The sequence below is a fragment of the Martinezella rhizogenes genome, from assembly GCF_007002745.1.
Taxonomy (GTDB): domain Bacteria; phylum Pseudomonadota; class Alphaproteobacteria; order Rhizobiales; family Rhizobiaceae; genus Agrobacterium; species Agrobacterium cucumeris.
In genome coordinates this window covers 1-17,664 of record NZ_SGNY01000011.1, presented here as the reverse complement: position 1 = coordinate 17,664, position 17,664 = coordinate 1, and the positions used below count along the sequence as shown (strand labels likewise).

Below are 17,664 nucleotides of genomic sequence, written 5' to 3'. Positions count from 1 at the left end.
CATTACAATGAGTAAGACGAACGACAACAGCCCTGACGGGCTGGCCCAACTCCGAGCGATGCTTGCCGCCGACCATCGTGCACCCATCGGTGAGACCCTGAACTTACACTTGGTCGAGGTCGAGCGAGGAAGAGCCGTGTTCGAGGGTACGCCTGACCGCAGCGTCTATAATCCGCTGGGCGCGGTGCATGGCGGCTATGCCGCCACCCTGCTCGACAGCGCATGCGGTATCGCCACGTATTCGGCCTTGGGGCCGGGGCGCGGCCATACGACACTGGAGCTGAAGATATCCTACCTGCGCGGTCTCGGCACCGATAGCGGAACGGTGCGCGCGACCGGGCGAGTAGTCTCCTGCGGGCGGCGCGTCGCCTTTGCCGAGGCCGAACTGCACGACGGCGACGCGCGCCTATGCGCGACGGCGACCTCGACGCTTCTGGTCTTCGACGTCGAGCCGGGCGCTCGCGGGGCGCTCGAGGCGGTGCTTCCGACGGGAGGTGACCAATGAAGGCCTACGCCCTCGAACGCTACGGCGCGCCGCTGACCGTCCACGACCTGCCCGAGCCGATCGCCGGTCCGGGGCAGGTGGTGGTCGAAATAGATGCAAGCAGCGTCAACCCGCTCGACGAGAAGCTCCGCACGGGCGCCTTCAAAGCGATCCTACACTATGACATGCCGCTGGTCCTTGGGCATGATCTTGCCGGCATCGTCGTAGCTGTCGGCGAGGGCGTGCGGCGTTGGCAGGTCGGCGACCGGGTGTTCGCCTGCGTCGGCGGCGACCGCATCGGCACCTTTGCCGAGCGGATCGCGGTCGCCGAAGCGGATCTCGCCCCCCTCCCAGCGAACCTGGATCCATCGGCAGCGGCAGCGCTGCCGCTAGTGTCGCTCACCGCCTGGCAAGTGCTGGTCGAACGCGCGAAGGTGCGAGCGGGACAGCGAGTGCTCATCCATGCCGGTTCGGGCGGCGTTGGCACGATGGCGATCCAACTCGCTAAGCATCTCGGGGCCTATGTTGCGACTACCGTCGGAACCGCCAACGTGGCGCTCGCCCGCGACCTCGGCGCGGACGAGGTAATTGACTACCGCCAGGAACCGTTCGAAGAGCGGCTGAGTGGTTACGACATGGTATTAGATACGCGCGGCGGCGATGTGACGACCAAGTCCCTCGGCGTGCTCAAACCAGGCGGCATGCTAGTCTCAATCGTCGGACCTCCCGATCCCGCCTTCGCTAGAACGATTGGTGCCAATTGGATGGTCCGCCAGGTGATCAGACTCGGGAGCTTTTCGATCCGCCGGAAGGCGCGAGCGCGCGGCATCGAATACGGCTTCCTGTTCATGCGCCCGGACGGCGGCCATCTGGCGGAAATCGGGAAGCTTGTTGAAGCCGGCGCCCTGCGGCCGATCATTGACCGCGAATTTGTGTTCGAGGACACCCCCGCCGCGCTGGAGCGATCGGCGTCTGGCCGGGCGCGAGGAAAGGTGGTGATCCGGCGAACGGTTGACGCGTGAGGCAAGGCACCGTCCTGGCTGAAAACACGTGAATGAATGTTCGTACCACGTGGGAATTCTTGGCCAAGGAATTGCTGCTCATAAAGAGATCGTTTGATCTGTCCCATCTGACGATCGCAAGGTGGATGGGACGATTGACCCTTGGTCCAGCATCCGTGCCGGTCGTGTCGACGATGCCGGGCTCACCGGCCAAAGGATGAGTTGCTCGTAGCAGATCAGCATCGCGGTCCCGATACCGCCGACCTCGACGGAGGGTTTTCAAACAAGTGGACGCGAGCGTTGTCACAGATCATGAACCTATCCCCGCTCATTGCTCAAGGCGCCTTGATCGATTGCGGGGCGAGGGACTCGTCCAGCATGTTGTGGCGATATTAAACCCCGAAAAGCTGGGTTTCACCGTCGTCGCGCATACAATGCCAACTGCCAGGAAAGCGCGAACCGAAAATCTGAAGCAGGAAATGAGGCGCCGTCTGAAAGGCACGCTACGGACAACTCCGGATAAGTGGCGTTGAAGCAGCAAATTAAGGTGGACGGACCTCCACGCCTAAATCCTCCACAGGACTACTCGGCGGGAAGAATACGGGCAAAATGCGCGGCATCTCCGCGCGTTTCTGGAACAGCCGTTTCAACTGACCTCTTCACCGGTTCGGCGGTATCGGTCGCCTCCCCGCCGCAAAACAGCTCGAACAACAAGTCCATTACAGCCCCGGCGCGGCCGTCCGCAATGGAATAGTAGATCTGGCGCGATGCCCGGCGCGTTTTGACGAGACCGGCCTGCCGAAGCTCCGCCAATTGCTGGGAGAGCGCTGGCTGCTTGATGCCAAGCGCCTCCTGAATGTCGCTGACCGAACTTTCTTCACGCGCGATCTGGCACAGCAACATGAGACGGTTGGCGTTGCTGAACTGGCGCATGAAATCCGCCGCTTCCGGCGCCTTGGCAATCATCGTCTCGAGCGAAACTCCCGCCTTCCCGCTCACACCCGCTTCTCCCGATAGTACCAGGTTTCGCCCGTACGCAGAGCGCCCTCGTCCTCGTTGGCAAGGGATATCTGTTCCAGGAGCGCATTGCCCGGCCGCCAGCCTTCCGGCGTCGAGGCCTCCTCACGCTCGGCCGTTTGAAGGGCCGCGACGAGGCGCAGGAGCTCATCGACCGAGCGTCCGACATTCATCGGATACCAGACGACCGCGCGCACGATGCCTTCCGGGTCAATAACATAGGTCGCCCTGACGGTCGCGCTGGTTTGCGCGGTGCCGTCGATCATGCCGTAGGCCTGCGCGATCACCATCGCGCTGTCCTCCACGAGCGGGAACGTGACCTTCACGCCGAAGCGCCACTCAATGTCGCGCAGCCAGGCGATGTGGGAATAGAGGCTGTCCACGGAAAGCCCGAGCAGCGCGCAGTCAAGCTTCTCGAATTCCGGGATCGCGCGGGCGAGCGCGATGAATTCGCTGGTGCAGACCGGCGTAAAATCCGCGGGGTGCGAGAAGAACACGAGCCAGCGCCCGCGGAAGGTCGACAGCGTGATGGGGCCTGCCGTAGAGCGCGCGGCAAAGTCGGGCGCGACCTCGTCGAGGCGCGGCGGACGGGTGGAGTGGGTGTCCGTTTCAGTCATAATCGCATTCCTGAGCGCAGGCCGGATATCCGTGATAACGGCTGTCGGTTTCGATTTCCACAAAATACACACTTGCATAATTACTGTAAATATATATTTATTGACCGTCCCCATGGAGAACCCAGCCATGCCAAGCACCGTTACAGATCTCCCGCTCGATCACGCCCGTGACATCGTCGCGGCGGGCCTTGCGAATCCGGCGAAACGTCCTGTCGTGAAATCCTTCTTCGACGAGCAGACCTTCACAATCAGCCATGTCGTGCGCGATCCGAAATCGAATGCCTGCGCCGTCATCGACAGCGTGCTCGACTACGATCCGGCCTCGGGCCGCACTGCGAGCGCGTCCGCCCAAGCGCTCATCGATTACATAAAATCTGAAAGTCTCAACGTGCACTGGCTGCTTGAGACCCACGCCCACGCGGATCACCTCTCCGCCGCGCCGCTGCTGCAGGCCGAACTCGGCGGCCAGCTTGCCATCGGGCGAGAAATCGTCCGCGTGCAGCAGGTCTTCGGGAAGATCTTCAACGCCGGCACCGAATTTCAGCGGGACGGCAGCCAGTTCGACCAGCTTTTCAACGACGGGGACCGCTTTTCGATCGGCACTCTCGACGCGACCGTGCTGCACGTGCCAGGCCATACCCCCGCCTGCCTCGCTTACGTCATCGGCAATGCCGTCTTCCCCGGCGATACGCTGTTCATGCCGGACTACGGCACCGCGCGCTGCGACTTCCCCGGCGGCGACGCACGCCAGCTTTACCGCTCGATTCGGCGCCTCATGAAGCTGCCGGACGACGCACGCATGTTCCTCTGCCATGACTACAAGGCGCCCGGCCGCGACAGTTACGCTTGGGAGACCACCATCGGCGCCCAACGAATCGGTAATGTCCATGTCCATGAAGGCGTGAGCGAGGGCGACTTCTACACGATGCGCACGGAGCGCGATGCGACGCTCGCCATGCCAAGGCTGATCCTGCCGTCCGTGCAGGTCAATATGCGCGGCGGCCAGCTTCCGCCCGCTGAAGACAATGGCGTGCAATATCTCAAGATCCCCCTCAACGTGCTGTGACCCAATGAACAACCTGACCATACTCTGGCCGCTTTCCGGCGGCCTTCTGATTGGCCTGTCGGCCGGCCTTTATCTGCTGACCACCGGCCGTATCGCCGGGATTTCGGGCCTTGCCGCATCGGCCGCTGGCCTCACCGGCGCCGGCGTCAGCACGTTGGGCCTCGGCTTCCTCAGTGGCATTCTGGCCGGCGCGGCGTTTGCATCGGCCTTCATCCGGCAACCCGAGATCGTCGTCACCGCGTCGGCTCCGCTGCTCCTTGCCGCCGGCCTTCTCGTCGGCTTCGGCACGCGCCTCGGCTCCGGCTGCACGAGCGGTCACGGCGTCTGTGGCCTTGCACGTCTGTCGAAGCGCTCGCTAGCCGCCACATCGGTGTTCATGGCCGTCGCGGCCCTCACCGTGTTCGCCGTCCGCCTTGTCTTGGGAGGCATCAACTGATGTTCGCCAGAACCCTTGCCGCGATCCTGAGCGGCCTCCTCTTCGGCGCGGGCCTCGTCGTTTCGGACATGATCAACCCGGCCCGCGTCCTCGCCTTCCTCGATGTCGCCGGCAATTGGGACCCCTCGCTTGCCTTCGTCATGGGCGGTGCGCTGATCCCCTCCTCGCTCGCCTACGTGATCCGAAGGCGCCAAAGAGCACCGATCTTCGACGACCAGTTCCACGTTCCCGAACATGGCCGTGTCGATGGAGCGCTAGTCGGCGGCGCGGCGCTGTTCGGCCTTGGGTGGGGGCTAGTCGGCCTTTGCCCCGGTCCCGCCATAGCCGCCCTGACGACGGGCCGCTGGGAGGCCGTCCTGTTCGTCGCCGCGATGCTCACCGGCATGGTCCTCTATCGCCTGACGTTCGGCCGCGCCGCGGCGGCGATCCGATAGTCCGCAACGAATGTCCTCGCCTTGTACGCTTTTCGACAACACTGGACCACGGCCGCTTGAACGTGCGGCAAAAGGTGCGCCATGCCTCTGGAATCCATTCAATACGGCCTCGGCGCGCTGTCCGGCGGGCTCGTCGGCTTCACCCTCGGCCTGTTCGGGGGCGGTGGCTCCATTCTCGCCGTTCCGCTGATGGTTTATGTGGTCGGCGTTCCCAACCCGCATCTCGCCATCGGCACCAGCGCCTTCGCGGTCGCCGCCAACGCCTTTGCCAACCTTCTCGGCCATGCCCGCTTCGGCAATGTCAAATGGCGCTGCGCGGGCGTCTACAGTCTCACCGGCATCGCTGGCGCCTTCATCGGCTCCTCCATCGGCAAGATGATCGACGGGCAGCACCTGCTTATCCTATTCGCCCTGCTAATGCTCGTCGTCGGCGCGCTCATGTTCAAGGGGCGCGGCGCGGAGGGCGATCCCGATGCGCAGTGCTCCAGCGAGAACGCCCCGAAAGTGATCGCTTTCGGCGGGCTAACCGGGGCCTTTTCCGGCTTCTTCGGCATTGGTGGAGGCTTTCTCATCGTGCCCGGCCTCATCGCTGCGACCGGCATGCCCATCCTCTTCGCCATCGGCTCCTCTCTCCTCGCGGTCACTGCCTTCGGCCTGACGACGGCACTCAACTATGCCTATTCCGGCCTGGTCGACTGGGTACTCGCCGCCGTCTTCATCGGTGGCGGCATAGTGGGCGGCTTGATCGGCGCCTTTGCCGCGCGCGGGCTTGCTGCCCGAAAGGGCGTGCTCAATACCTTCTTCGCTCTACTCATCTTCGTCGTTGCAGGATACATGCTCTTCAAAGGCTATGGACAATTAGTCACCTAACCGGCGCCAATTCTTTCTAGCCTGTGACCAAAAGAGCTTTGACCGGCGGTGATAGAGGGATGTATTCCATCACGACACGGATTTGGGATTGAGGCCGCGGGCGTAGTTAAGGGCGACAAGTCGATCAAGGTCTCGTCTTCAGCCGGCGCGCTGACCGTTCCCCGCCAAGGGCGAGTGCTCGTTCGGCCCGGCGGCGCATGCTTCGGTCCTGCTGAACGGCGCTTTCCAGCAGTCGCCGTTGCTCTGCGATGGTGTCGAAAATAAACTCCCGATAGAGCGGATCCCGCGCAATCTGAGCGCTGCACGCGCCAGGCGGACCCCGGTAGCGGACAATCCGTGGGCGAACCGGCATTGCCGCCGAGCAGCCGCTTACGCTGCTTCGTCAGAATTCCTCCCAGTCGCCAGCGGCAAGCGCCGCGTTGCCTTGGCTGGGGAAGGATTCGAGTAGTTCGTCCGCAGGTTGCGCGCCGGAGAGGATGCCGGCCGGATAGCCGCTCTTTCGACAAGGGGCGGCTGAGCGGAGGTACCATGTTCTGATGGGCAGTTTCCCACATCGCGAGCCAATTCGCATAGCCAATTTCCGATCGGTAAGAACTTTGTGCTATCCTTGGTCGAGTATGGCGTATAGCCGCTCCTGCGCCGTTTCGACTGAAATGCAGTTATGGTCAAAGAAGTCGGCTAGCAGAGTGATAAACCCTTCTGACATCTGCCCATGACATCGCCATGGACTGAGCACCGACGTCACTGTTTTGGGCAATCATTTTCATCAAAGCGAGGGCCACGTGCCCTCTCTGTTGGAGCCTATCAGCGGCTACGAATATATTGACCCAGCGATTTCCCGCCCGTGTCCACGCGTGTCGAACACATCGAGCGCTGTCACCTCGCTCTTGGAAATCCAAAAGTGAACGATGTCGACTGCCCTACGTTCCGGACGTGTGCACGATTTGACGGTAGTGCAAGCAGCAGTGACGTTACCGCCCGCAGAAAGATGCTAGGGCATTTCCAGCCGAAGCGAAGTCGCTTCGTCGTCGGATAATGCGGCAAAAACAGCTCACAACTAGAGCATTTCCGGTGAACCGGAGTTCACCGGAAATGCTCTAGATTCCTTACCAAATTTGTTCTCCTTCTATGGCCTCGGAGCGTCTTTAATGTGCGCTCCCGACGATGCTGAGTTCCGCCCAGACCGATTTCATAAGCTGTACCGTGCGAACCGCCGGGATATGGGAGGTTGCCATTGCGGCCGGTGCCGGCTTACCGAACAGGTAGCCCTGTCCCAGTTCGCAGCCGACCGTGAGCAGGAAACGCTGCTGCGCATCCGTTTCGATACCCTCAGCAACACATCGTTTCCCGAGATTGCGCGACAGGTCCACGATTGCACGAATGATCTGTGCTGAGCGCGGATCCGTTTCGATCCCCGAAACGAAGCTCCGGTCGATCTTCAATTCATCGAACGGAAAGTCCCGCAGGTGTACAAGAGAAGCAAATCCGGTACCAAAGTCGTCGAGGGAAACGGAGACCCCACGCCGACGAAAAGCCTCGACGGAACTAAGTATCTGTTGTGAGTTTCGGTTGAGAAATACATCCTCGGTGATCTCGACTGCAAAGTCGCTCCATTCAAGAGAATTCGCTCGAACGACTTCGGCGAAGATGTTGTACCCTTCCTCCGAGAGAAGAAGCAGCTCAGGCATATTGATGGCGATTGTACCTGGGGCCAGCCCGGCCCGTTTCCAGGCATTGAGGTCGCGACCGACCGCCGAAATCACGCCTCGCGTCATGCCTCTCATAAGCTCGGTCCCCTCCATCAACTTCAGAAAGCGCCCGGGGGGCAATAGTCCGAGGCTGGGATGTTGCCATCGCACCAACGCCTCGAATCCAATATGAGCTCCCGTAACAAGATCGACTTTGGGCTGGTAGTGCACGACAAACTCATCGCGATCAGCGGCAACGCCAAGAGCGCTCACAAGTTGCGTGCGCTCAAGGCGCTTGGCAAGCGCAGCCTCGTCAAAAATAACGGCCGCTCCACCCTCACGTTCAGCCGAATACAAGGCAACATCGACCGCTTGAAGGAGGGATTTTTCATCGTTCGCGTGCGTTGGCGCAATAGCACCTCCGACAGATGCCGAAGTCCGCAAAAGGCGCCCGTCGAAAGGTATATCAGCTGCGATAGCCTGCCGGACGCGCTCGGCAATCGTGGCCAGCAACGATGCATCTGTCACGCCGGAGAGGAGTATTGCAAACTCGTCCCCACCCAGACGCGCCGCGATGTCACCAGACCGAATAGTCTGGCGCAGCGCTTCGGCGACATGCCGTAAAACCGCGTCGCCGGCGGCATGACCAAGGCTGTCATTGATACTCTTGAAATGGTCGAGATCTACCAATAGCAGCGAGAAGCCCGATTGCTTGGCTTCAACGCCTGCGAATAGACGCGCCATGGCCGAGTTAAAGTAGGCGCGATTGCCGAGTCCAGTTAGATCGTCCATGCTCGCAATTCGGGACAGCTTGCATTGGTAGTTCACGGTTCGGCGATGTTCTGTGCGCCGCTTTTGCAAAAGGGGACGGAATACCAGAATGGCGGTGAGAAGAACGGTCGCTGCAATGAGTGAAAGAAGGCTCACTACTGCAAGCTTGGCGTTATGGGTGCTGAGCGAGCTTCTTTCACGAACCCGCCGGCTGAGGTCGCCAAGACCGCGCATCAGCATGCTGTCCGAGGAGGCGGCGAAGTCTATCGCTCCCCAGAACGTATAGCGATCCCGGCGCTCTTGAGAATCAGCCTTGGCGATCCTCTCGGCGCGCTCGAGAAATCCGTTTGCCGAAGCATTTAGATCCTGTCGTAGACGCTCGAATTCCTCATCCTGCGGCAGGATTTGTCCAAGATAATTTTCGTTGATCTCATCGTGCAGCGTGTCCAAGCGGGCGCCTACTGAACGTATCTCCCCGATCGCCTGCAAAATATCGTCACGCATTCCGTCGACAATGTATTCAGGCAACTGGACATCCACAGAAGCGCGCATCAGAGCTCGGGTCTGGTTGGCAAGCTGTTGAAATCTTATGAACTGATTGCTGGTTAGAAAGCTTATGTCCTCCTGCAAAGAGTGACGATCAAGCGCCACCAGCACCGTCATGCATGTGGCTCCGACCAGCAACACCGCGACTGCAACAGTATTGACGTACTGACGGCCGATCGACCGGATATACCGCCCCATGGACCGGTTTTGTTCGCTTACTGGCGTTGCCGATCCGACCATCTTATGCTCCGTCATCCGAAAGACAGATCGCCACGATTGCAGGCCGATCTCTCGCCCCATCGAACTTCAGCTCTTCGTGCGAGACCTCCCTATCTCGTGAGAAATCCCCCCCTTGGGACAGAGATGCCATGGCCAAACGGATCTCTTCGAGCTTAGCGAAGATCTCGACCATCTGGTCCCGTGCCTCCTGAAGTTGAGGGAATGAAGTCTGTTGGAACCTGACGCTGGGAAAAGATACGATATTTGGCATTTTTGATATACTTCCTGAATTACGAAGATAGATGGTTTTGTTATTTCTCGCACCAGCGCCGCTTACAGCTTCAGCGTTCGATCTCAATGTTGAGCATACTTCATGGAATCTGGCGCAGCCTCCAGCGGAGTTATTGCGGGCAAGAACTCGTATGGTCGTTGGGAGAGTAAGCTGGCAACGTGTCCTCGATGGCGTAGAAGGGAGACATCGACTGGGCATCTGCCTCAATCGTATCGAAATCCGACATCCTGCCAGCCCTGGCGTCACCCGCCTTTTCGATCAGACCCAAAATTGGGGTCAATCGTAAACTCGTATTTAATCAGCTAGTAGCTGGGTAGCAGATAAGCCGAAATGTTGCAGCTTTAGGATAGAGGGCGCAGCCACTGGATATCCGCACTGGATGCAGCTCGGCCTGCCGGTGCGCTTTCACCTGGACCCGGCCAGCAGTACGATCTGGCTTCTGCCTGCGACGTCGTCAGGGGGCTGTCGGCCAAGCATGTGCTCACCGACCGCGCCTATGGCGCCGATAGCCTGCATGACATTATCCTTGAACAGGGTAGCGAACCGGTCATTCCACCGCGCCGTCATCGAAAATATCAGCACTGCTACGACCGCATCGCCTATAAGGCCCGCTGGGGCGTCGAGAGCTTCTTTGCAAAGCTCAAGCAATGGCGCCGAATCGCAACGCGCTACGACAAAATCGCCGCCCAACTTCATGGGATTCATCAAGATCGCCGCCATCATGCTCTGGCTCAAATGATTAAATTGTCACCACAGCCTAGAATTTTCTAAAGCGGACCGCGATCTTTCCCGTGTGGTTGCCGCAAAAGCCGCCGCACACTTTTCGCGATATGCTTCAGGCGTCCAGCTGCTGCATCTGTGTGTCGGCAACGACGGCTTGATTTCGCCCTGCCTGCTTGGCGCGATAGAGCGCGCGATCGGCTTCGAGCAAAAGCGCTTCCGGAGAGATATTCTCATCCGGCGCCGCCAGCGCAATGCCGACGCTGAGCGTCACGTGCCCGAAAGGCGATCCCTCATGCGGCAGCTTGACGGCCGCCATTGCCGAACACAGAGCCTGTCCGATGGCAGGCGCGTTCCTGGCTGAGGCGATCCGCGCAATGATGGCGAATTCCTCTCCGCCATAGCGGGCAACGAGATCCTGCTGGCTGCGCGTATTGCGTTCCAGCACCCCGGCGATTTCCTTCAGGCAGGCGTCTCCCGCCGGATGGCCGTATCGGTCGTTGTAGCCTTTGAACCAATCGGCATCCACCATGGCAAGCATCAGCAGGTCCTGACCTTGCCCAAACGCTGCGAGTTCGCTTGCGAGAACGGCGTCGAAGCGGCGGCGGTTGGCGACGCCCGTCATCTCGTCCGTCTGGCTGATGGTCACGAGCTTCTGATTGAGCCGCTCCAGCTCTGACGTTCGATCCCGTATCTTTCCCTCAAGCGCTTCATGGGCTGCGTGAACGCGCGCGGCCATCGACGCAAAATCGCGGGCAAGCTCGCCGATCTCGTCGTCGGAGTGCGTGGGCAGGGCGTCGTTGGCAACGGTAACGCCGGAGCGGCCGACCAGCTGCGTGGCGTGGATCAATCGCACCAGCGGTTCGGCGACCTGCTTTTGCAGGATCGAACGGAGGATGAAGAGTTCGACGAACAGGGTAAGCAGCCCGAGCGCGATGACGATCCCGAGATTGGTGAGGACGGCGGGCCGCATGAGAGATTTCGGATAGTGGACGGCAAGCACCCAGGGCGTATCCGGAATCCGGCCGACCGCGGTAATTTCGCTGGCGCTGTCGACGAGCGACACCGAACCCGCTCCGATCGACCGGCTTGCCTTCAGCAATGGCTGGTAGTCGGCAATTTCAAGGGAGGAAATCGAGGCTTCGCCGGCGCTGGCGGTGATCGCATCGGCGTATTTGCCGTCGAAGATCAGGGTTCCCTGATCATCGGCCGCAAAGATCGTCGCGCGTGCGCCCGGCAGCGTCGGATTTGCAGTTCGTTTCATCAGATCGTCGAGCAGCACGTCGACGCAGGCCATGATGCGATGCTTGCCTGAAACGTCTGGCGCACCGGGCGTCGCGATCGTCGTCATCCATGCATTGTTGGAGGGATCCCAATAGATGCGCGTAAAGAACGTATCGTTTTGAGGCCCCCCGAAGCCGCGGGAGAAAAATTCGAAAGTCTCGAGCTTCAGTGCATCCGGGCCTTCATATTTGAAAACCTTGGCGATGTCGGCAGCCTGATAAATCGGGAAGCCTTTTTCCGGAACCACGCCGTAGAAATTGAAGAGGCGGCCCTTGGTGGCAGAACCGAATTGGTAAGAGAGCAGGTAAGACAGCGCAAACCGCGTTTTCACGTCCTCATCCGGCGTCACGTCGGGCGCGTAGGTCGCCGACATGTTGGGAAATCTGCGCCCGTCGGGCAAAGGCTCGCCTTCAAACAATCCGGGACGCTGGGTGTAGGATCCGTCCTCGTGGCGATAGAAAATATCATCGAAATTCCGTGCCAAGGATTGCCGGGCTTCCGGTATCGCGTAGATCCTGCTGAATTCGGCAAGGAAATTCTTTTGGAGGTCCTTCACTTCGCGGAAGGGCAGCGACTCGCGCTGCAGAGCCTGCTCGGTCGAAAAGGAGAGCTGCGAGCGCAACGAGCGCTCAAGCGCGGAATGATTGATGAAATAGGACACGCCGCCGGCACAGGCGCAGACCAGCGCGATACGCAGTGCCGCAAGCCGCAGCGCCCGCGACGCCAGCGTATGGCGTGTTTTCCGCTTCACCTTCGGCCTGAAGACGATCTTCAACAACGTGCTCATGCCGGTGCCGCTCATTTCAGTGCTCCGGCCTGCATGATCGACAACCCGATTGCGTCGACCGCTCGCATGCCAATAACCAGCAGGCTGCTCGAGATCATGCATTTACCTCAGTCGTTGGAAGCAAGCCCGCCCGGCTGCCCCTCGAGAGCAGCATCAAGACGTCGTGCATTTATGGGCATCGGGGAAAGCGCCACAATTCATTCGTGGAGCGACGAGTTCGGCAGCGGCGCCGAAGCTCAGCCAGCGCATCGAGACATTGCTCGAAGAACCGGAGCCATTAAGGCGTGGCGAGAAGTTAACAAAGGATGCTGACACCGAAACGCGGCCGAAGTTGCCTGCGCAATTTGGATAGAATCTTAAAAACTGGCTCAAAACCCAGAACAAACAGCTAGACATAGGTGAACGACGTTGAGAACGGAGGCAACAGGTTGCTTTTGTCAAACGACTGGCGCTCGTGGCTATTGCGGCATTATGGAGCAATTGCCGCAGTGGCACTTGCTTAGTTGCTTGTCGCGTTGAAGCCACCCTGCTGAAGGAAATTGCCGGTCACGACGAGATAGGGGTCTTCGTCCAAGCGAAGCTGCGCCTGCGTATCCTTGAAGGCATGCTTCCGATCCGCAGTGAAGATTTAACTATTAGAGCCAGATTGCGATAGCGGCGAGTTTGACGAAGCCCATGAAGTTGGCGACGAGCTTGTCGTATCTGGTTGCAATGCAAATTCCGAGGCAATCCGCCCCCTGATTCCGAAATGATCTCGCCCCCCGATTCCGAGAATTAGTCGCCCCCTCGTTCCGAGATGATGCCGCCCCCTTCGGACGGGGTGTGGCGTGGGTGTTCTGCCGGTGTGAAGTTCCTTCCGTCGATGGTGACGAGGAAGGAACGGTATGCCTGCGGAGAGACTAGAGATGCGGCGTGTCCGCGAGATACTGAGATATCGAGCCGAGCAAGGACTGGGCCACAAATCGATCGCGGTTCGGGTCGGGGCAGCACCGTCGACGGTGCGCGAGACCCTGCGGCGAGCGACGGCTGCGGGGCTTTCGTGGCCGTTGGATGACGACGTGAGCGATGCCGTCCTGGAGGCGGCGCTCTACAAGGCGGCCGGGACGAAGACGGGTCATCGCCGGGCCCCCGAGCCGAACTGGGCCGAGGTCCATCGCGAGCTCAAGCGCAAGCACGTGACACTACAAATCCTCTGGGACGAATATATCGGCCGCTATCCGGACGGGTATCGCTACAGCCGGTATTGTGACCTTTACCGCGGCTGGGCACTGAAGCTGCCAGTGACGATGCGGCAGGAGCATGCAAGCGGCGACAAGCTGTTCGTCGATTATGCGGGCGACACGGTTACAGTCGTCGTTGATCGGCTGTCGGGCAAGACGCGGCAGGCGCACCTGTTCGTCGCGGTTTTGGGAGCGTCCAGCCTGTCTTATGCGCAGGCGCGCTGGACAGAGACGCTTCCGGACTGGATCGAATGCCATGTTCAGGCGCTGGAGTTCTTCGGCGGTTCGCCGGCCCTTCTGGTCCCTGACAATGCCAAGGTGGCGATCATCAAGGCCTGCCACTTCGATCCTCAGGTCAACAGGACCTATTGTGCCATGGCGGCGCACTACGGGAGCGCGGTCCTTCCGACACGGCCGCGGCGGCCGCGCGACAAGGCGAAAGTGGAGGCCGCGGTTCGTATCGTCGAGCGCTGGCTGCTGGGCCGGCTGCGCCATCGCGTCTTTTACAGTCTCGCCGAGGTCAATGCCGCGATCATGGAATTGCTCCGTGACCTCAACGACATCAGGGTCTTGCGTCGGGTCAATTGCACGCGGCGTCAATTGTTTGAGGAACTCGATCGTCCGGCTCTGCGGCCATTGCCTGTCGAGCGCTATGTCTTCGCCGAATGGCGTATCCGGCGCGCTGGACTGGATTACCACGTCGAGATCGAACGGCATTATTACTCCGTTCCCTATCGCTTCGCCCGCGAGCAGGTCGAGGCGCGCATCACCGCCAATACGATCGAGATATTCCACAAGGGCGAGCGGATTGCCGCGCACCGCCGCTCGAGCGGCAACGGCAAGCACACGACCATCCCCGATCATATGCCCTCGGCGCATCGTCGGTTTGCCGACTGGACGATCGAACGCATTCGGCGCGAAGCCTCTGCCATGGGGCCGGATGTCGAGCTGTTGTGCGAGCGCATCCTTGCCGACCGGCCGCATCCCGAGCAGGGCTTTCGCGCCTGCCTCGGCATTATCCGCCTTAACAAGAGCTTCGGCCGCGACAGGGTCAATGCAGCCTGCGCCCGCGCGCTGGAGATCGGGGCCCGGACCTATGGCTCGGTGCGCTCCATCCTCGACAATCGCCTCGACCGAACAGCGGACACGAAAGGAGCCGCCTCGCACGAACCGATCCACCACGAGAACATCCGCGGACCTCGCTATTACCACTAAGGAGAACGAAGAATGCTTGCTCATCCAACACTTGATAGACTGAACGCCATGGGCCTGGCCGGCATGGCCAAAGCCTTCGGCGAACTCGTCGCCAACGGCGAGGCCGAACATCTCTCTCATGCCGAATGGCTCGGACTGCTGCTCGAGCGGGAATGGAGCTCCCGTTACGACCGCAAGCTTGCGGCGCGTCTTAGGTTCGCCAAGCTTCGTCATCAGGCCACCCCGGAAGATGTCGATTATCGCGCCGAACGCGGTCTCGACCGTGCGCTCTTCATGAAACTGCTCGGGGGCGACTGGATCGGCGCTCACGACAATCTCGCTATCTGCGGTCCCTCGGGTGTCGGAAAGAGCTGGTTGGCATGTGCCCTTGGCCACAAGGCTTGCCGTGACGACCGTTCTGTTCTCTATCAGCGTGTCCCAAGGCTCTTTGCCCAGCTCGCGCTCGCCCGCGGCGACGGTAGATACGCTCGCCTACAACGCACCCTGGGCCACGTTCAGCTCCTGATCCTGGACGATTGGGGCCTCGAGCCACTCAACGAACAGGCCCGTCACGATCTGCTTGAAATCCTCGAGGACCGTTACGGCCGGCGCTCGACGATCATCACCAGCCAACTCCCCGTATCCGCCTGGCACGGTGTCATCGGTGATCCCACCTATGCCGACGCCATCCTGGATCGTCTCGTCCACAATGCCCACCGCATCGAACTCAGCGGAGAAAGCCTACGACGAAATCTGCCGCGCAAAGCTTGACACATCACTCGAACGAACTGACAACAATTATTGCCTGCAGACCCCTGAAACGGGGGGCGAGATCATCCCGGAATCCGGGGGCGCAATCATCTCGGAACAATGGGGCGGCTTCATCGGAATCGGCAGGTTGCAACGCGCCAAAACTGTTTAAGCTTGTTGAAGAAGCGTTCGGTCTTGTTGCGCTCCTTGTCGAGATCGGCGTCGTAAGGGCGCAGGACTTTGCGCTTGGGTGGGATGACGACGTCAATTCCGGCCTTGTCGGCCCTGTCGACGAGATGATCTGCGTCATATCCCTTGTCGGGGATGGTGGCGTCGGCGTCGAAGCCCTCGACGAGATCATGGGCAAAGGCGATGTCGTTGCGCTGCCCCGGGCTGGCGATCAAACGGACTGGAAGCCCGAGCGCCTCGGTGGCGGCGTGGATTTTGGTGCTCAACCCGCCCCGAGACCGACCCAGGCCCTGGGCATCTGCCCCCTTTGACTTTGCGCGCGCCTGCCGCATGCTGATGCGCCCACACGACGGTACTGTCGATCATCAGCCGTTCGAGGTCGGCTTCGCGGGCCAAAACCGAAAGCATCTCGTCAAGGACGCCCATTTCGATCCAGCGGTAATAACGTCGTTTCACCTAGCGGTAATGGCCGAGCCGTTCTGGCAGATCACGCCAGCGACCACCGGAGCGGGCGATCCACAACAGCGCGTCCAGGAATCGACGGTTGTTCGTGCGCGGACTGCGCTTGCCTTTCGTGCCGCCGGGCACAAATCTTTTGATCTGTTCCCACCGATCATCCCGAAGCGCATCGCAATCCATGGCCAATCTTCAAAACTAGCCTTGAACCTGATTTGGTCCGCCCCGGGAATCCCAAATCGTTAAATCGTCACCACGCCCTCGTTAATCGGTTCAAGCGAGGGGCATCTGCACCGCATTTATGATGCACTAAAACTGCTGCCTCGATCTCTCATCCATGGTGGCGAGACCGTCAGGTCCTCTAGGAAAAGGACAAAGCGGGGGCTCTAGGGCCGCTGTTACGACTTGTCTTCGAGTCGCGGTCCGAAGCTGGTTGCGGCCGTTCCGCTTCGCCACGTATAGCGCTTCATCGGCTCTCAAGAGCAGTTCCGCGGGCGTATCATTGTGGTCGAACTCGGCCGCGCCTACGCTTGCGGTCACGGTAAGCTTAGTTCCGTCCGATAAAATTAGTGGCCGATCTGCGATATGGCGCAGCATCCTGTTGCCGAGAGCATCGGCAGCATTGATGTCGTGATCAGGCGCGACCACGACAAACTCCTCACCGCCATAGCGAACGACCGTTCCCATTGTCTGGAGATGGCTGTCGATCAACATACAAACGTGCCGTAGAAGCTCATCACCGGTCGGATGTCCGTAGGTGTCGTTGATATGCTTGAAGTGATCGAGGTCCAGGATCAACGCCGAGAGCGGCCGGCTTAAGCGTCGGGACCTGTTGATTTCTTCGTCGAGCTTGTGGTCGAGATAGCGTCGGTTGAATGCGCCGGTCAACGGATCGCGCATGACGTCGCGTTCAAGAGCGGCGATCCGCACGATATCCTTGGTGGTGAAATCGGACAGACGCGACACAATCAAAACAAAGGCGCCGCCGGCCATCAAAATGGTCGAAACAACCAACTCCGTCATTGCTGCTCGCGAGTTAACCGCGAGAACGCCAAAACAGGCATAGCCTATGAGGAATAGAAAGATAAGCGCCCGCAGGCTGTACCAGCCCCGGCGCATCCGACCCTGGTTCAACGTGCGTAAAATAGAAGACAGGGACGGCACGGCCGCAACAAGCAATCCGATTCCAATCACAATCATCAAGGAGCAGAGCAAAGACATTAGATGATTTTAGCCGCAGCTGGATAACATATTCCTAAGCGAACGTGAGAGTTCCCCCGGCTTTGCCGGGGCGGCAGTAGAAGTTTGATTTTTGCGGGAGCCCACCGCGACTTTTCCCTTGTGAGCCGCCAAGCACACGAAGGGTTCACATCCGCCTGCTTGGCTACAAATGTCTGAAACTCGGTGGGTTCTTTGACGGGAATGATGGAGATCTCGCGTGTCGGTGTCCGCAACCGTGAAGATGTCGATAATGGCGTTTCCCAAGTTCTGCTTGACCAGGCTGCAGACAGGTCGTATGCGGCGTCCACGCCCCATCGATTATTCAGTTGCGGCGATCTGAGGTTGATCTACGGGCCGTCAAAGGAGCTCACCGAAGAGTATCTGACGAGCTCATTGTGAGGC

14 protein-coding genes and 2 pseudogenes are annotated in these 17,664 nt (G+C 60.1%); 9 read left to right on the top strand and 7 right to left on the bottom strand.

The genetic code is table 11. The annotated features are described in order from the left end of the window. Positions 1 to 7: 7 nt before the first annotated feature. Both EXN68_RS23940 and EXN68_RS23935 read left to right on the top strand, forming a co-directional pair. Positions 8 to 505, top strand: a complete 498-nt coding sequence (locus tag EXN68_RS23940) for a PaaI family thioesterase (protein WP_142843261.1) — start codon at positions 8 to 10, stop codon at positions 503 to 505. Further along, on the top strand, positions 502 to 1,506 hold the full coding sequence (locus tag EXN68_RS23935) for an NADP-dependent oxidoreductase (protein ID WP_142843260.1): 1,005 nt from the start codon (positions 502 to 504) through the stop codon (positions 1,504 to 1,506). The genes EXN68_RS23940 and EXN68_RS23935 overlap by 4 nt, the downstream gene beginning before the upstream one ends. 561 nt (positions 1,507 to 2,067) lie before the next feature. On the opposite strand, the gene EXN68_RS23925 is transcribed toward EXN68_RS23935, so the two are convergent. Both EXN68_RS23925 and EXN68_RS23920 read right to left on the bottom strand, forming a co-directional pair. Beyond that, a complete protein-coding gene (locus EXN68_RS23925) occupies positions 2,068 to 2,484 on the bottom strand; it encodes an ArsR/SmtB family transcription factor (protein ID WP_237681471.1) in 417 nt (138 codons plus the stop codon). Next, a complete protein-coding gene (locus EXN68_RS23920; protein WP_142843259.1) occupies positions 2,481 to 3,119 on the bottom strand; it encodes a peroxiredoxin in 639 nt (212 codons plus the stop codon). Before EXN68_RS23920 ends, EXN68_RS23925 begins: the two co-directional genes overlap by 4 nt. A gap of 127 nt (positions 3,120 to 3,246) precedes the next feature. Here EXN68_RS23920 and EXN68_RS23915 point away from each other — a divergent pair, with 127 nt between their 5' ends. The 4 genes from EXN68_RS23915 to EXN68_RS23900 all read left to right on the top strand — a co-directional run bounded on the left by EXN68_RS23915 (position 3,247) and on the right by EXN68_RS23900 (position 5,925). Further along, on the top strand, positions 3,247 to 4,185 hold the full coding sequence (locus EXN68_RS23915) for an MBL fold metallo-hydrolase (RefSeq protein ID WP_142843258.1): 939 nt from the start codon (positions 3,247 to 3,249) through the stop codon (positions 4,183 to 4,185). Between the two features lie 4 nt (positions 4,186 to 4,189). Continuing rightward, the gene (locus EXN68_RS23910) at positions 4,190 to 4,621 is read left to right on the top strand and encodes a YeeE/YedE family protein (protein ID WP_142843257.1); all 432 of its coding nucleotides are present in this window, start codon (positions 4,190 to 4,192) and stop codon (positions 4,619 to 4,621) included. Beyond that, positions 4,621 to 5,055: a DUF6691 family protein gene (locus tag EXN68_RS23905; protein WP_142843256.1), complete on the top strand. Its 435-nt coding sequence runs from the start codon at positions 4,621 to 4,623 to the stop codon at positions 5,053 to 5,055. The genes EXN68_RS23910 and EXN68_RS23905 overlap by 1 nt, the downstream gene beginning before the upstream one ends. 81 nt (positions 5,056 to 5,136) lie before the next feature. Continuing rightward, positions 5,137 to 5,925 (top strand): sulfite exporter TauE/SafE family protein, encoded by a 789-nt coding sequence (locus EXN68_RS23900; RefSeq protein WP_142843255.1) that lies wholly within the window; start codon positions 5,137 to 5,139, stop codon positions 5,923 to 5,925. 1,145 nt (positions 5,926 to 7,070) lie between these two features. On the opposite strand, the gene EXN68_RS23895 is transcribed toward EXN68_RS23900, so the two are convergent. Beyond that, positions 7,071 to 9,170 carry a putative bifunctional diguanylate cyclase/phosphodiesterase gene (locus EXN68_RS23895; RefSeq protein ID WP_142843254.1) on the bottom strand — a complete coding sequence of 700 codons (2,100 nt, stop codon included), beginning with the start codon at positions 9,168 to 9,170 and terminating at the stop codon, positions 7,071 to 7,073. A gap of 380 nt (positions 9,171 to 9,550) precedes the next feature. Then, the gene (locus tag EXN68_RS27495) at positions 9,551 to 9,721 is read right to left on the bottom strand and encodes a hypothetical protein (RefSeq protein ID WP_161596378.1); all 171 of its coding nucleotides are present in this window, start codon (positions 9,719 to 9,721) and stop codon (positions 9,551 to 9,553) included. A gap of 105 nt (positions 9,722 to 9,826) precedes the next feature. Here EXN68_RS27495 and EXN68_RS23890 point away from each other — a divergent pair. Then, a pseudogene (locus EXN68_RS23890) lies at positions 9,827 to 10,180 on the top strand (IS5 family transposase); the annotation flags it as partial. Positions 10,181 to 10,276: 96 nt separating this feature from the next. Here EXN68_RS23890 and EXN68_RS23885 read toward each other — a convergent pair. Beyond that, entirely contained in the window at positions 10,277 to 12,247 is a 1,971-nt protein-coding gene (locus EXN68_RS23885; protein WP_142843253.1) for a diguanylate cyclase, read from the bottom strand. A gap of 890 nt (positions 12,248 to 13,137) precedes the next feature. On the opposite strand from EXN68_RS23885, the gene istA reads away from it, so the two are divergent. Together istA and istB are read left to right on the top strand one after the other, a co-directional pair. Beyond that, positions 13,138 to 14,667, top strand: a complete 1,530-nt coding sequence (istA, locus tag EXN68_RS23875) for an IS21 family transposase (RefSeq protein ID WP_142843251.1) — start codon at positions 13,138 to 13,140, stop codon at positions 14,665 to 14,667. A gap of 12 nt (positions 14,668 to 14,679) precedes the next feature. After that, positions 14,680 to 15,417 (top strand): IS21-like element helper ATPase IstB, encoded by a 738-nt coding sequence (gene istB / locus EXN68_RS23870; RefSeq protein WP_126924644.1) that lies wholly within the window; start codon positions 14,680 to 14,682, stop codon positions 15,415 to 15,417. A 125-nt stretch (positions 15,418 to 15,542) separates the two neighbouring features. On the opposite strand, the pseudogene EXN68_RS23865 reads toward istB, so the two are convergent. After that, positions 15,543 to 16,224, bottom strand: a pseudogene (locus EXN68_RS23865) (IS5 family transposase); the annotation flags it as partial. A 126-nt stretch (positions 16,225 to 16,350) separates the two neighbouring features. Next, complete coding sequence (locus EXN68_RS23860; RefSeq protein WP_269835163.1) at positions 16,351 to 17,034, bottom strand: GGDEF domain-containing protein; 684 nt, start codon at positions 17,032 to 17,034, stop codon at positions 16,351 to 16,353. Between the last annotated feature and the right edge of the window lie 630 nt (positions 17,035 to 17,664).

What these genes read in the sequence shown, in the direction of transcription:
- EXN68_RS23885 (WP_142843253.1), bottom strand. Translation starts at nt 12,247, where the DNA reads ATGAGCGGCACCGGCATGAGCACGTTGTTGAAGATCGTCTTCAGGCCG.
- EXN68_RS23940 (WP_142843261.1), top strand. Translation starts at nt 8, where the DNA reads ATGAGTAAGACGAACGACAACAGCCCTGACGGGCTGGCCCAACTCCGA.
- istA (WP_142843251.1), top strand. Translation starts at nt 13,138, where the DNA reads ATGCGGCGTGTCCGCGAGATACTGAGATATCGAGCCGAGCAAGGACTG.
- EXN68_RS23860 (WP_269835163.1), bottom strand. Translation starts at nt 17,034, where the DNA reads ATGGCCGGCGGCGCCTTTGTTTTGATTGTGTCGCGTCTGTCCGATTTC.
- EXN68_RS23920 (WP_142843259.1), bottom strand. Translation starts at nt 3,119, where the DNA reads ATGACTGAAACGGACACCCACTCCACCCGTCCGCCGCGCCTCGACGAG.
- EXN68_RS23895 (WP_142843254.1), bottom strand. Translation starts at nt 9,170, where the DNA reads ATGGTCGGATCGGCAACGCCAGTAAGCGAACAAAACCGGTCCATGGGG.
- EXN68_RS23915 (WP_142843258.1), top strand. Translation starts at nt 3,247, where the DNA reads ATGCCAAGCACCGTTACAGATCTCCCGCTCGATCACGCCCGTGACATC.
- EXN68_RS23905 (WP_142843256.1), top strand. Translation starts at nt 4,621, where the DNA reads ATGTTCGCCAGAACCCTTGCCGCGATCCTGAGCGGCCTCCTCTTCGGC.
- EXN68_RS23935 (WP_142843260.1), top strand. Translation starts at nt 502, where the DNA reads ATGAAGGCCTACGCCCTCGAACGCTACGGCGCGCCGCTGACCGTCCAC.
- istB (WP_126924644.1), top strand. Translation starts at nt 14,680, where the DNA reads ATGCTTGCTCATCCAACACTTGATAGACTGAACGCCATGGGCCTGGCC.
- EXN68_RS23910 (WP_142843257.1), top strand. Translation starts at nt 4,190, where the DNA reads ATGAACAACCTGACCATACTCTGGCCGCTTTCCGGCGGCCTTCTGATT.
- EXN68_RS23900 (WP_142843255.1), top strand. Translation starts at nt 5,137, where the DNA reads ATGCCTCTGGAATCCATTCAATACGGCCTCGGCGCGCTGTCCGGCGGG.